The organism is Kribbella sp. NPDC050241 (genome assembly GCF_044459685.1).
Lineage (GTDB): Bacteria > Actinomycetota > Actinomycetes > Propionibacteriales > Kribbellaceae > Kribbella.
Genome location: NZ_JBITJE010000004.1, coordinates 498,198 through 511,803, shown reverse-complemented (window position 1 = coordinate 511,803; position 13,606 = coordinate 498,198). Strand labels below are relative to the sequence as shown.

Here is a 13,606-nt window from a genome sequence, read left to right as displayed (position 1 = left end):
TCGCCCTGACGTCTTTGCAACGTCAGGGCGATGCCGTATCCAGATGGTGTGACATCCCTGTGCCCGAACTGTGGTGCGCCGAGTGCTGCCTACGAGGCCGGTGGGCTGGTCGAGGTCGTCCACGATGCGGAGATCGACGGGTTGCGCAAGCTGTTCACCGGCGAACTGCTGCTGTCGCACTGTGAGGTCTGCGGCGATCCACTCGACGTTGATGTCAGCGTGGTCTGTGTCTCGGACGACCCACGGGCGATAGACCTGTTGTGCGGCCGGATGGCCCAGGGCTGGGACGCCGAGGCAGTGATCGCCCGCGCCGGACTTCCGGTCGACCGGTCGTACGTCGCTCATCCGTCGGCCGACGGCTTGATGCACAGCGTGGCCACACGGATGAAGGCGCGTCTGGCCGCGATCAACGCTGCCGGGACGGCCATCGCGGAGCATCGTCTGATGAAGTACCTCGAGGAGCACTGGCGGCAGTTTCCCGCCGAAACGTTCGCTGCTGCGATCGTGCCCGCAATCGCGCCGGTGCCAGGCACCAGAGTCGCCGCAGTCCGTGCCCAGGATGCCGGCCAGGCGGACGCCCCGACGTTCGAGGCGGTGTTGCGGTACTACGGGTCGATGCAGGCCCAGGTCTGGCTGGCTCTGTGCCACTCGTGGATGCAGGACGAGACGCATGGTGAGTCCCTCCAACGCGACCTGGAGCGTTACGTGCTGCGTGGCTACGTCCTGCCGGGGGCGCTCGAGGCATTCGACGAGTACGCCGACACCCTCGAGACCGAGGATCTCCCGTTCCACGGCAGGTACGTTGTCGAGGCCACCAGAGCCGCGGTGCACCTGGGAGCTGATGTGCCGGTGAGCGACGGACGCGAGTGGGCCATTGCTCTGGCATCACTCGAGTTCGCCTATCGGCAGGACAGCACCGAGGTACCGGACGCCTTCGGCGCCATCCGGGTGGCCGAGGAGTTCGCCCGAGCCACCGTGTCCAGACAGGACGCGTGGTGGGCCGCGCAGTTCCTCCTCGCCACTCTCGTGCAGGACCGCGCCGCGCAGGCCGCTCGGGCCGACGCGGATGCCGCGGTGGGCAGGATCACGGGAGAGGAAATCCTCGCCGTGCAGGAGGTTGTCGAGTTCCTGGGCTTCTCGGGTCGGGACAGCGTCGTCAGTGATGTCCTCGCCGGGTTCGGCAAGGAGCCCGGATTCGAGCAGTTGCTGGATGCCGTGGATCGGTTCCACGAGCGCGGCGACGACGTCGACTCGGCACTGTCCTTCATCAAGGACATGGACGCGCCGCTGCTCCGTGCCGGACAGGCAGACGAGCTCGAGCGTCTCGCCGACCGTGTGATCGATCGGTTCCCGTCAGTGGACGCACGCGCCGCCACCGAGACCTGGCTGGGTTCGCGACTCAAGCTGATCCGCCAGCCGAAACGCTTCCTGGCCAGAGTTGGTTCGGAACCGCGGCCCTGGGAGGCGGAGCTGGGCGGCATGCGGCGAGCGGCGCTCCTGACCGAGCGATCGAACGCACTGCGGCTGGCCGGACTGCCCGAGGTAGCACTGGAGGTCGCCAGGCAAGCTCGGGCCGCCCTGCCGGATGACGCCGGCGATGCGAACAAGGCGGTCGGGGACCGCAACATCGGGATTCTCCTGCGCGAAACGGGCGCACCGGATGCCGCGCTCGCCATCTTCACCGCGTTGAGCGCACGCGGCACGGCCGCGGAACGCATGGAGGCCTTCCATTCGGTCGCAGTCACGCTCGCGGTGTTGCACCGCGTACCTGAGGCGATCAGCGCACTCGAACACGCACTCGCGCTTGCCGACGGCCCACAGGCACACCGTGCCCTCGCGCTCCGGGCTGCTCTCGCCAACCTCACCGCGCCCGACGAGCCGGCCAGAGCGGCTGAGCTGGTGCGCGAGATCCTCGATCCAGCCGCTGTGATCACCGATCCGTACGTCGTCCTGCCGACGGCCGCGGCACTGTTCATCCTGGCCGGGACGGCGCCGGAGCTGGTCGATCCCGATCAGACCGACTCGATCGACCGAAACCTGACCGAGGTCCGCGATCGCGCGATCGCCGCCGGCGACGTAGCTGTCGCCTGCCACGCCGCGAACGCGACGGCCGTCCTGCACGATGTCCTCGGTCTCGCCGACAACCAGGACCGATGGCTCGCTGCCGATCGACTCGCCGTCGAGCTCGGACAGATTCCCGACGCGATCGTGCTGCTGCGGCTTGCCGCGTTCGCCTACGAACACGACGACTGGGAGGGTGCCGGCGAGGTTCTCGGCCAGGTGCCGACGGCTCTGCGCCGGATGTATCGGGATGTCCGGGACCTCGCTGCCGTCGCGACCAGCACCGAGTCGCTCCGCTATGCGGCCGAGCGGTTGGCTGCAGCTGCACTCGGCAGCGTGCTCGACCGGCAGAGCACGCCCTGGAGTGCGCTTCGTCAGGTGGCGGACGTGGGCCGCAACGCGATCGGCCGTACGGTGGCGCGGAACAGCCGGTCGTGGAGCAGCGACGCGCCGTTGCCGGATGACCATCGGCTCGCAGCGCTCGCCGAACCGGATAGATCCATCGGCGTCGTGGAGTGGATCGAGACGACCGAGGTGTACGTCTGCATGCTCACCGTGATCACGCCGGATGGGCAGGTACGGTCGCGATTTCTCGAGGCACCCGACGAGGACCCGGTCGCCCTCGCCCCTGTCCTGCACAACCTCATCCGCGGCTGGCGGCGCGGACGCTCAGGTGACCCGCTGCAGCAGGACCAGTGGCAGGCCCTCGTCGCCTGGTGGACGCGGGAACTGTCCGAAGACCTGACCGATGGCGACCACGTGGTCGTCATCGAGCACCCGGACCTCGTCGGACTGCCCTGGCATGCTGCCTGCGGCGGCCCGTGGACGTGTTCGTACGCGGCGGGATGGTTCGCACTCCTGCAGGACACGCAGGTGAGACCCGTCCGAGGGATCGGCGTTGTGCGCGTGCCGAAGTACGGGGACGCGGAAGAGGTCCGCGACGCGCTCTTGACCTCGACCGCCCGAACCCGGGCCTTCGCGAACTCGTCGGGGCTGGAGTTCCAGGCCGCCGAGGAAGCACCGGCGGACGCCACGGCCGTGATGTCGCTGTTGAGCACAGTCGACGTCGCCAAGCTTCTCTGCCACGGCTATCAGGATCCGCAGACGAACGAAGTGGGCATCGTTGTCGCCGACGCGGGAGCGCTGCCGCTGCGGAACTCGATCGCTGCTTCCACTGAGCGCGGCCGGCGCCATCGGCTCGACTGGTCGGCACTGCAGACGCTGGAGCAGGCACCGATGGTGATCTTCTCACTGGCGTGCCTGAGCGGCGTGGTCCATTGGACCGGCCTGGGCGAGCGTCTCGGACTGTTCACCGCCTTCGGCCCGGCCGGTACACGCGCACTGATCGCCCCGCGCTGGGAGGTGCCTCCCGCCGAGGTTGCCCCTATTCTCGACGCAGCGCTCGAGATCTGGCTGGCAGGCGACCTGGATCTGGCCCGTGCGCTACACCAGGCCTGCACGGCCGCCGCGGAAACTCTTCCGCCACGCTATGCCTGGGCCTTGATGCTGGAGGGGGACTGGAGATGAGCCAAACGTTCGCGGAACTGCTGGCCGAGTTGCGGCCCGACGCCGACGCGGTGGAGCAGGCCACGCGGTACTACCTCGCCGAGAAGAGCGGCGACCTGGACCCGGCGAAGATGAAGGACCAGTTACGGCAGGCTGCCGGAGAGCGCGGTCCTGAACTCGACGCGGCGCTGGCAGGGGTCGAGCAGGACGGTGCACAGATCGAGTCCGCCTGCCTCACGATCCTGGCCGAGGCCTGGGAGGACCCAGCCGAGCGCGACGCCGTCCGCGGGGCCCTGCAGGATGCCAAGGCGCAACTGCCCGTCATCGAGATAGCCCTCATCGCCATCACCGTCGCCTACGGGATGTACCTGCTGACAACGCGCGGCATCAAGCGACGGCTGAAGGTCAAGCGGCACAACCCGGATGGCTCCATCGACGAGATCGAGGAAGTCGAGTACGAGACGCCGGACGCGCCGCTGCGGGCCATCACCAAGCTCTTCTCCGGCGGCCAGTCGTCGGAGACCGGCGATCAGCGGTAGGCGCGGGCCTGGAGTTCGAAGAGTTCGGCGTAGCGGTGGCCCGCGCCGAGGAGGTCCTCGTGCGTGCCGACCTCCTCGACGCGGCCGTTGTGCATGACCACGATGAGGTCGGCCATGCGGACGGTCGAGAAGCGGTGGGAGACGAGGACGGTGATGCCGCCGGTCTCGGTGGCCGCGATCTTCGCGGCGGCGGCGTACTGCTCGTAGAGGCGGTGCTCGGCCTCCGGGTCCAGAGCGGCGGTCGGCTCGTCGAGGAGCAACAGCAGTGGGCGCTCACGCATGAACGCCCGGGCCAGCGCGAGTCGTTGCCATTGGCCACCGGACAGCTCGATGCCGTCGGTGAACTTCTTGCCCAGCTGCGTATCCAACCCGCGCGGCAGCCCGGCGACGACGGACTCCGCGTCGCCTCGCGCGACCGCGGCCCGGACGGCCGCCTCGTCGGAGGCTCGGTCGACGTCGCCGAGCCCCACAACGTCGCGGGCGGCCAGCTCGAACTTGACGAAGTCCTGGAACCCCGCCGAGAGCTGCGACCGCCAAGCATCCGGTGAGATCGTCGACAGCTCCACGCCGTCGACCAGGACGCGCCCGGTCGTCGGGTCGTACATCCGCGCGAGCAGCTTCACCAATGTCGTCTTGCCCGCGCCGTTCTCCCCCACCAACGCGACCGCCGACCCCGCGGGCAGGCTGAGACTGACATCGGTGAGTACGGCGGAATCCGTGCCAGGGTAGGAGAATCCGACGTTCCGCAGCTCGATGCCGGACACGAGCCGGGCCGGTGCCGCGGTGGTGCTCGACGTCCAGGAGTTCTCCTTCGCGTACGTGCGCAGCCAGTCGTACCGGCTGAAGCTCCGCACGACCTCGCCCACCCAGTACACGTTCCGCGCGATCCCGCCGGTCATCTGATCGACCTGCGGCGCCAGCAGCAGCACAAGTACGACGTCGCCCGCCGTCTGTTGCCCGTTCCGGGCTCGCGCGATGATCCACACGACGGCCGCGGCGTACGCGAGACCGAACACCAGGCGGACGGACCCATCGACCTTGCCGCCCCAGCGGGCCGCCGCGACTCGGCGCCGGAACCGCTCCGTCTGCAACGCGAAGATCCTGTCCAGCAGCACCTGTCCGAGCCCGAAGACCCTCAGCTCTAGGCCCGTCCGCGGGTCCTTCGCGACCTCGATCAGCCGGTCGATCAGGCGCTCCTGAGGCATCGAGTCCTCCCACGCCTTGTGCTGCCGCGTGCTGCTCAGGTACGCCGACCAGATCCGTGACGCACCGAGCAGCGGGAGGATCAGCAGCAGCGGATTCACCGACCCCAGCAACCCGAGCACGGTCACCGTGTTGGCAATCGTCGCGAAGGCCCACAGCAACACCTCGGCGCCGACACCCATCCGCCACGCACGTTCACGCACGAGCTCCAGCCGGTCGGCCACATCCGGCCGCTCGTGATGCGTCAGCCCCGGAATGCCGGTCGTCACGTCCAGCAGGTCCGCGTGCACGCGACCGGCCATCCGCTCCTGCGCGGTGTCCTGCAGCGGCCAGCCGACAACGTCGGCGACGAACGAGACCGCCAGCGCACCGACGATGATGCCGATGCCGAGCGCGATCGTGCTCGACTGGTCTTCCGCGATCCCGTCGACGAGCCGGCTGACGCCGTACGTCTGCAGCGGGGCCGTGACCGCTCTGGCCGCGACGAGCACGGCCGAGATCGTCATCAGCAACGGAGCGGCCCGGAACGACGTGGACAGCCACAGCCAGCAGATCCGGAGGCTACGCATCGAGGACCTCGCTGCCGGCTTTGTCCGAGGACGTCACGTATCGCTCGGCCTGCAGGCGGAACATAGCGGCGTACGTCCCACCCTCGTCGAGCAACTGGTCGTGTGTGCCGTCTTCGATGATGTGGCCGTCGGCCAGCACGCAGATGCGATCCGCGTTCCGGACGACCGAGAAGCGATGCGAGATGATCAGCGACGCCACACCCGACGTCAGCTCCAGGTACCGCTCGACCAGCTCAGCCTCGGCCCGTACGTCGAGAGCCGCCGCCGGCTCGTCCAGCACCAGCACACCGGCGCCCGCGTGGACGGCGAACAGCGCCCGCGCCAGCGCGATCCGCTGCCATTCACCGCCGGACAGGTCGACGCCGCCGTCGAACGTCTTGTCGAGCACGGTGTCCCAGCCCTCCGGCAACCGGCGTACGACGTCGTCGATGCCCGACTCGCGGGCGACCTTCGCCAGCCCGACCTCGTCGTCGACGCGCTCGACCGCGCCGAACGCGACGTTGTCGGTCACTGACAACGGGAAGCGGAGGAAGTCCTGCACGATCGCGGCGATGCGCCGCTGCCAGGCGGTCAGGTCGATGTCCGCAAGGTCGACGCCGTCGACCAGGATCCGGCCCGTCGTCGGCCGGTACGCGCCACCGAGCAGCTTCACCAGTGTGGACTTGCCGGCACCGTTGACGCCGACGAGCGCGAGCGCTTCGTGCGCACGGATCGTGAGGTTGAGGTCGCGGAGTACGTCGACGTCGGAGCCCGGGTACCGGAAGCTCACGTTCTCGAAGCGGACCTCGCGGGCCGGCATCGTCTCGACGCGGTGCTTGGTCGTCGCGCGCGGCTCGGGATGACGCTCGGCGATCGTCTCCGGCAGCCCCTTCATCGCCCGGTATGCCGACAACCCGCGCCGCACCTGCACGACGCCGTACCCGTTGCTCGACACCCCGATGGCCAGGATCGCCGGAACGGTGGTCGCGACCTCGGTCAACGGCAGGTCGCCGTTCAACGCGGCGCGGCCGGCCAGCAGGATCGCCAAGCCGTTCGCAGCCAGGTGCAGGCCGCCGGTCAGGATCGACCACTTCACGTTCCTGCGGCGGCGTTCCCAGACCGGGCGGAAACCCGCGGTCCATTCGCGGACGTACCGCTGCACCAACCAGTTGTGGAGGCCGAAGACTCGCAGCTCCTTCGGCGCGTCACGCATGCCGAGGTCGAACAGGTAGTTGGCGCGCCGTTGTTCCTCGGTGTTGCCCCACCACACGTCGATCTCGCGCTCGATCAGGCGGCCGCCGTACCACTCCAGCAGGAACGTGACCGCGACCAGCATCACGGCGACCGGCCACGAGAACATCACACCGACGATGACCGCCGATCCGATCAAGGTGACCCGGCTCGCGAGCAGCCACGGCAGGTTGCCCAAGCCCTGGGCGAGATGGAAGCCACCCTTGCCCTTGGCCCGCTCCTGCACATCCAGCACCTCGGTGTCCTCGAGATGCGAGATCCGGCGCGGACTGAGCAGCGGCTCGGTGATGCCGGTGCCGATCGCCCGGGTGAGCGCCGCGTCCATGATCAGCGTCGCCACCTGGTGGATCGCAGGCGTCAGACTCTCGAGAACGAAGACCACCAGCAGTCCGCCGAGCAGCCAGCTGAACTCGGTCATCGGCATCGCCCCGGGCGCATCGTTGATCACCCCGGGAACCGCGCCGACCACGCGGCCGGTGAGCAGTACGACGGCCATGCCCAGCAAGGAGCCGAGCACCGCCAGGCTCATCGTCAGGGCGGTGCTCCAAGGTGCAACACGCAGCGCGTACCGCAACAGAGTCAGCACTTGACCGACCGTAACGGGGACCACCGACAAAAACATCCGAGTTTCACAGGCCCTGCCCTACGCTCGTTCCAACGACGCCGACGAGGGGAGCTGGTGATGCGTTGGTGATGCACAGCCCTCTCCTCGAATCAAAGCTCTATCTGCCCCGGAACCGGCAGGCTCTCGTGCCACGAGCGCGGCTCACCGAGAGTCTGCGACGCCGGGACGACATCAGGTTGACGCTCGTGTCGGCACCGGCGGGTTTCGGAAAGACGACCCTGCTCTCGGCCTTGGTGGCCGAGCGCCCGGGCCGGACCGCGTGGGTATCGTTGGAGGCGAGTGATCGTCACGCCACCACCTTCTGGGCCTACGTGCTGACCGCATTGGAGCGGGCCGCTCCGGGTGTCGGCGAGGGCGCGCTCGCGTTGCTCCGGTCGGGTCAGGCGCCGATCGAGTCGGTGCTGGCCGGCGTACTCAACGAGCTCAGCGTTCTTCCCGACGACGTGGATCTTGTGCTGGACGACTATCACCTCGCCGACGGTCCGGAGATCCAGCCGGGGATGGCGTTCCTGGTCGAACATCTCCCGCCACAGGTCCAGTTGCTGATCAGCACCAGGGCCGACCCCGCGCTCCCCCTTGCGCGCTTGCGTGCGCGTGGCGACCTGGTCGAGATTCGCGCCGCCGATCTCCGCTTCACCGTCGGCGAGGCGACGGCGTACCTGAACGATCTGACCGGGCTGGATCTTGACGCGGCGGCCATCGCGACGCTCGAAGGGCGGACCGAGGGGTGGATCGCCGCTCTCCGGCTGGCGGCACTCTCGCTGCAGGGTCGTGACGACACGACTGCGTTCATCGAGGGATTCGCCGGCGATGACAGATACGTCGTGGACTATCTGCTCGACGAGGTGCTCGATCGGCAGGCGGACGACGTACGCCGGTTCCTGCTCGAGACGTCGATCGCCGACCGGCTGACCGGGCCGCTCTGCGATGCGGTGACCGGACGATCCGGTGGCAAGGCGATGCTCGAGGCACTCGAGCGGCAGAACCTCTTCCTGGTCCCGCTCGACGACCATCGCCGGTGGTACCGCTATCACCACCTCTTCGGCGACGTCCTGCGGTCGCATCTGCGCGAGGAACGTGGCGACCTCGAGGAGCTGCACCGGCGCGCCAGCAGCTGGTACGAGGAGGCCGGAGAGACTGTCGCAGCCGTGCAGCACTCCCTTGCGGCCGGCGACGCTGAGCATGCCGCGGACTTGGTCGAGCTGGCCGTGCCCGCCTTGCAACGGGAGCGGCAGGAACCCACCCTGCGACGCTGGCTGGACGACATACCGAACGACGTCGTTCAGAAACGGCCGGTGCTCGCAGTCGGATTCGTCGGGGCACTGATGTCCTGCAACGAGTTCGACGGTGTCGGGCAACGGATCGACGACGTCGAGCGCGTGCTGGCCGGACCGACGGATGCACTGGTGGTCGTCGACCGTGGCGAACTCGTCAAGCTGCCCGGCGCCATCGAGACGTACCGGGCCGCGCTGGCGCTGGCTTCCGGCGATCCGGCCGGGACGATCGAGCATGCCGGCCGCGCGATGGATCGCGCTGTCGACGGCGACCACCTCACCACCGCCTCTGCCTCGGCGCTGGCGGGTCTCGCGCACTGGACCGGCGGGGATCTCGAAGCCGCGCATGACGGCTATACGACGACCGCGCGGGATCTGCAACGGATCGGGTACATCGCCGACGTCCTCGGCTGCTCGATCACCCTGGCCGACATCGAGATCACGCAAGGTCGCCTCCGGCAGGCCCAGAACACCTTCGAGCGAGCCCTCGACCTCGGCGAAGGTCTCCGCGGAACAGCGGACATGTACGTCGGGTTGAGCGGGCTCGCACTGGAGCGGAACGATCTCGACGCCGCTAGCAACTATCTACGCCGCGCCGACGACCTGGGACCGGCCGCCGGCCTGCCGCAGAACCCCTATCGATGGCGCGTGGCGATGGCCCGCCTCCAGGAAGCGGAGGGCGATCTCGTCGGCGCCCGGGATCAGCTCGATGCGGCCGAGCGCGTGTACGTCGGCGACTTCGCACCGAACGTTCGTCCGATCGCGGCACTCCGGGCGCGCGTCCTGGTTGCCCAGGGCCACTTGTCCGCCGCCCGCGACTGGATCCGTCAGCAGGGTCTGTCGATGGACGACGAACTCTCGTACCTGCGCGAATACGAGCACCTGACGCTGGCCCGCATCCTCCTCGCCGAGCAAGCACGCGGTGACGCCATCCACCTTCTCGAACGGCTGCAAGCGGCGGCCGAGGCAGGCGGCCGCACCGGGACCGTCATCGAGATCCTCGTACTACGGGCGCTCGCCCAAGGTGGCGTCGATCCGCTGGAACGAGCGTTGACGCTGGCCGAGCCCGAAGGCTATGTCCGTGTCTTCATCGCCGAAGGCCCACCGATGACGTCCATGCTGGCGGCCCTCGCGCAACGCCGGCCCGACTGGCTCTACCCGCGCGTGCTGCTGGACGCGGTACGCCGGCCCACCTCCCAGGCTCCGAAGCCGGCCGGAGAGCAGGTCCTGGTCGACCCGCTGAGCGACCGGGAGCTCGACGTACTGCGGTTGCTGGCCGGCGAACTCGACGGCCCCTCGATCGCGCGCCAACTCGTCGTGTCGCTGAACACCGTGCGCACTCACACCAAGCATATCTACGCCAAGCTCGGCGTCACGAACCGGCGCAGCGCGGTCCGGCTGGCTCACCAGCTCAACCTGCTCACACGCTGAATCACCACATGATGTGATGCCCGGTCACCACAAGCGCTCGTAGCTTGCGGACATGTCGCACGATTCAGCTTGGTACGAGATCCGCCTGCAAGGGCAGCTCCACCCGCGGTGGGCTACCTGGTTCGACGGCCTGACCGTCACCAGCGCCGCCGACGGCACCACGGTCATCCACGGCCGCGTCGCCGACCAGGCCGCACTGCACGGCGTACTGCAGAAGCTGCGCGACCTCGGCCTCCCGCTGCTGTCGGTCGCCCGGACCGACTCCGATCCGGCGAAGCACTCATCACCTGGAGAACTGCCATGACCATCACCGCATCAACCGCATCCGCCGACCGTCGTACCGCAGACCCGACCAGGAACAACGCCCGGGCCGGCGGCATCTTCTACCTGATCACGTTCGCCGCCTCGATACCCGCGCTGGTGCTGCTCAGCCCGGTGCTGAACGACGCCGGCTACATCACCGGCGCCGGTCAGGACACCCGCGTTCTGTGGGGCTGCTTCCTCGATTTCGTCAACGCCGTCACCTGTGTCGGCTCCGCGGTCGCGGTGTATCCGGTGGTGAGGCGACGCAACGAGTCCCTGGCGCTCGGCTTCGTCGGCTCCCGCCTGATCGAGGCCGCCATCATCATGGTCGGTGTCGTCAGCCTCCTCGCCGTCGTCACCCTGCGGCAGGATCAGGCCGGCGACGTCGCGACCGGTCAAGCACTGGTCGCCGTCCGCGACTGGACGTTCCTGTTCGGCCCCGGCTTCATGGCCGCCATCAACGCCGTACTCTTCGGCACCCTGCTCTACCGGTCCCGCCTGGTCCCCCGCATCATCCCCACCATGGGCCTCATCGGTGCACCGATTCTCTTCACTGCGAACATGCTCACCGTCTTCGGCCACAACACGCAGACGTCCACCTGGTCCCTGCTCGCCACGCTGCCCGTCGCCGCCTGGGAACTGTCCGTCGGCGTCTACCTGACCACCAAGGGCTTCCGACGGGTCTGAACCTTTCGAGTTGAAGGCATCGGGCACCTCACGCTTACCGGAACGCCATGGTAGGCGAGGTGTCCGATTCCTACGGTTGTGGAGTGCAAAAGACCAAGGACGCCGGGCTGGTCGACGTCGTACCTGCACAGACGTACTTCGTCGTCAGCGCGATCTTCCACTATCTAGGGCCGGCCATGGCAGTCCTGCTCTTCGCGCGGATCGAGCCGCTCGGCGTCGCGTGGTTGCGGATCGCGGCCGCAGGCACGATCTTCTGGCTCTGGCGCCGGCCACTCAAGGCGTGGCGATCTCTGGACCCGCCCACTCGCAAACTGCTGGCCGGCTGGGGCGCCGTTCTCGCGGTGATGAACTGCAGCTTCTACCTGGCGATCGACCGGGTGCCGCTGGGAACGGTCGCCGCGGCCGAGTTCGCACCGGTCATCGTGCTGGCCGCGATCGCGGTGCGCAGTCTCCGGAACCTGCTGGCGCTCGTTCTCGCCGTCGCCGGGGTCTACATCCTCACCGACATCAGGCTGTCGCAGGACTGGATCGGCCTGCTCTGCACAGCGCTCAACGCGCTCCTCTTCGCGGCGTACGTCGTACTCGGACACCGGGTGTCGCGCGTCGACGGACTGCGCAGGATCGACGGGTTGGCGCTCGCCATGGGCATCGCCACTGTGATCGCGCTGCCAGTCGGGGTCATGCAGGCCGAACCGGCGTTCACGGACTGGAAGCTCCTGGCCGCGGCGGTCGGTGTCGGGGTCTGCTCGTCGGTCATCCCGTATGTCAGCGATCAACTCGCGATGGCCCGGCTCAAGCGATCAACGTTCGCGCTGATGCTGGCCTTGCTGCCCGCCACAGCGACGGCGATCGGTGCCGCCGTACTGCGTCAGATCCCGACGCTCGCCGAACTCGGGGCGGTCGCGGTCATCGTCGCAGCGGTCGCGCTGCACCACGAGAAGACGTGATCACGCGGACGGGGCCGGCCGGTACGACGGCAACGCGTCCGCGAGGCTCGGATACTGACGGATCCGCTCGCCGAGGTCCGACAACAGCTCGGCCAGCCAGGTTGCCGCGCCGGCGACCCGCAGCCATCCGTTGTGCTGGGCCGCCAACTCACCGGCGGTCCTCAGCACCTCGATGCCGGCACGATCCATGTGACTCACCCGGCGAAGATCGACCACGAGCGTCGGCAGCTTGGTGGTGATCACGTGGTGTAACTCGGTCTCGAACGTCGGCGCACTGACGTCGTCGATCCTGCCCGCGACGCGAACCACCGCGCAGTCTCCGACCGCCGACCAACCGCAGACGAACGGACCACTCACGTCCGTCGGCATGTTGGCAGATCGGACCACGCGCGGTGTACTCACATGCCCGGCCCCCGAACGTCTCACTGCTTTCACTGCGACTCCTCGAACGTACTGCGGGCCGTCCCTTCGACATGCCACGTGCATACGTCCCGTACCCACCCGTATTCACCGTGACACCGAGGCGTGGGTCACGCCGTCAGGCGGGAGACCTCCGACCGGGCCTCGCTGACCGCCTGGCCGCGCGGAGTGTCAGGGAAGCGGGTGAGCATGGCGTGGATCTCGTCCGCCGGGACGTTCGCGCCGAAGAGCTCGGTCCCGGGTTCGAGTCGCATGCCTTCGGCGAGCGGGCCGGCGATCACCGGGTCGAAGCCCAGCGCGTCGACGATCTCCGCAACCGCGGCGGTGTCCGCGGGTTCGCCCGCGATCGCGATGGCCCTTCGATCCTGGGATCCGTGCGGGCGGGCGCCCTCGTCGAGGTCGTGGTAGCCCATGTGGTTGAAGGCCTTCACCACACGGGACTCGGGCAGGAAGTCCTGCACGATCTCGCTGGACGACGTCCGCGGGTCGGTCAGGTCGTCGCGGATGCCGTCGACCTCCCACCAGTAGTTCATCGCGTCGATCACGAGCTTGCCGCGCAACGCCTCGACCGGAATAGTCCGGTACTTGCCGAGCGGCAGCGCCAGGATCACCACATCGGCCTGCGCCACCGCCTCGTCCGCTGTGGTCGCGACGGCGCCCGGCGTGACGATCTCGACGATCAGCGCGATCTTCGAGACGTCACCCGAGCCGGCGATCAGTACGCGGTAACCGGCCGCTACCGCGAGCCGGGCGAGCACGGTGCCGACCTTGCCGGCACCGAGGATGGCGATCGTGGTTTTGTCGGTCATGA

At 68.5% G+C, this 13,606-nt stretch carries 10 protein-coding genes; 6 read left to right on the top strand and 4 right to left on the bottom strand.

What is annotated here, in order from left to right; genetic code table 11:
* The first annotated feature begins 30 nt into the window (after positions 1–30).
* Positions 31–3,588 carry a CHAT domain-containing protein gene (locus tag ACIBG5_RS22615; RefSeq protein ID WP_396393447.1) on the top strand — a complete coding sequence of 1,186 codons (3,558 nt, stop codon included), beginning with the start codon at positions 31–33 and terminating at the stop codon, positions 3,586–3,588.
* Positions 3,585–4,106 (top strand): hypothetical protein, encoded by a 522-nt coding sequence (locus ACIBG5_RS22610; protein ID WP_396393446.1) that lies wholly within the window; start codon positions 3,585–3,587, stop codon positions 4,104–4,106. Before ACIBG5_RS22615 ends, ACIBG5_RS22610 begins: the two co-directional genes overlap by 4 nt.
* On the opposite strand, the gene ACIBG5_RS22605 is transcribed toward ACIBG5_RS22610, so the two are convergent.
* Positions 4,097–5,878: an ABC transporter ATP-binding protein gene (locus ACIBG5_RS22605; RefSeq protein WP_396393445.1), complete on the bottom strand. Its 1,782-nt coding sequence runs from the start codon at positions 5,876–5,878 to the stop codon at positions 4,097–4,099. The two genes, ACIBG5_RS22610 and ACIBG5_RS22605, sit on opposite strands and share 10 nt — an antisense overlap.
* Positions 5,871–7,694, bottom strand: coding sequence for an ABC transporter ATP-binding protein (locus tag ACIBG5_RS22600; protein ID WP_396393444.1), 1,824 nt, complete (start codon positions 7,692–7,694; stop codon positions 5,871–5,873). Before ACIBG5_RS22600 ends, ACIBG5_RS22605 begins: the two co-directional genes overlap by 8 nt.
* A 224-nt stretch (positions 7,695–7,918) precedes the next feature.
* Between ACIBG5_RS22600 and ACIBG5_RS22595 the strand changes: the two genes are divergently transcribed.
* The 4 genes from ACIBG5_RS22595 (at position 7,919) to ACIBG5_RS22580 (ending at position 12,375) form a co-directional block, all read left to right on the top strand.
* Positions 7,919–10,438 carry a LuxR C-terminal-related transcriptional regulator gene (locus ACIBG5_RS22595; RefSeq protein WP_396393443.1) on the top strand — a complete coding sequence of 840 codons (2,520 nt, stop codon included), beginning with the start codon at positions 7,919–7,921 and terminating at the stop codon, positions 10,436–10,438.
* A gap of 52 nt (positions 10,439–10,490) precedes the next feature.
* The gene (locus ACIBG5_RS22590; RefSeq protein WP_396393442.1) at positions 10,491–10,742 is read left to right on the top strand and encodes a hypothetical protein; all 252 of its coding nucleotides are present in this window, start codon (positions 10,491–10,493) and stop codon (positions 10,740–10,742) included.
* On the top strand, positions 10,739–11,428 hold the full coding sequence (locus tag ACIBG5_RS22585; protein WP_396393441.1) for a DUF4386 domain-containing protein: 690 nt from the start codon (positions 10,739–10,741) through the stop codon (positions 11,426–11,428). The genes ACIBG5_RS22590 and ACIBG5_RS22585 overlap by 4 nt, the downstream gene beginning before the upstream one ends.
* Positions 11,429–11,511: 83 nt before the next feature.
* Positions 11,512–12,375, top strand: a complete 864-nt coding sequence (locus tag ACIBG5_RS22580) for an EamA family transporter (protein WP_396393440.1) — start codon at positions 11,512–11,514, stop codon at positions 12,373–12,375.
* Here ACIBG5_RS22580 and ACIBG5_RS22575 read toward each other — a convergent pair whose 3' ends face one another.
* On the bottom strand, positions 12,376–12,744 hold the full coding sequence (locus tag ACIBG5_RS22575) for an STAS domain-containing protein (protein ID WP_396393439.1): 369 nt from the start codon (positions 12,742–12,744) through the stop codon (positions 12,376–12,378).
* A 161-nt stretch (positions 12,745–12,905) separates the two neighbouring features.
* Positions 12,906–13,604, bottom strand: coding sequence for an NADPH-dependent F420 reductase (locus ACIBG5_RS22570; protein WP_396393438.1), 699 nt, complete (start codon positions 13,602–13,604; stop codon positions 12,906–12,908).
* Positions 13,605–13,606 lie beyond the last annotated feature (2 nt).

Coding starts and splice junctions, on each gene's coding strand:
- ACIBG5_RS22615 (WP_396393447.1), top strand. CDS start 31: ATGCCGTATCCAGATGGTGTGACATCCCTGTGCCCGAACTGTGGTGCG.
- ACIBG5_RS22610 (WP_396393446.1), top strand. CDS start 3,585: ATGAGCCAAACGTTCGCGGAACTGCTGGCCGAGTTGCGGCCCGACGCC.
- ACIBG5_RS22605 (WP_396393445.1), bottom strand. CDS start 5,878: ATGCGTAGCCTCCGGATCTGCTGGCTGTGGCTGTCCACGTCGTTCCGG.
- ACIBG5_RS22590 (WP_396393442.1), top strand. CDS start 10,491: ATGTCGCACGATTCAGCTTGGTACGAGATCCGCCTGCAAGGGCAGCTC.
- ACIBG5_RS22585 (WP_396393441.1), top strand. CDS start 10,739: ATGACCATCACCGCATCAACCGCATCCGCCGACCGTCGTACCGCAGAC.
- ACIBG5_RS22575 (WP_396393439.1), bottom strand. CDS start 12,744: ATGCCGACGGACGTGAGTGGTCCGTTCGTCTGCGGTTGGTCGGCGGTC.
- ACIBG5_RS22570 (WP_396393438.1), bottom strand. CDS start 13,604: ATGACCGACAAAACCACGATCGCCATCCTCGGTGCCGGCAAGGTCGGC.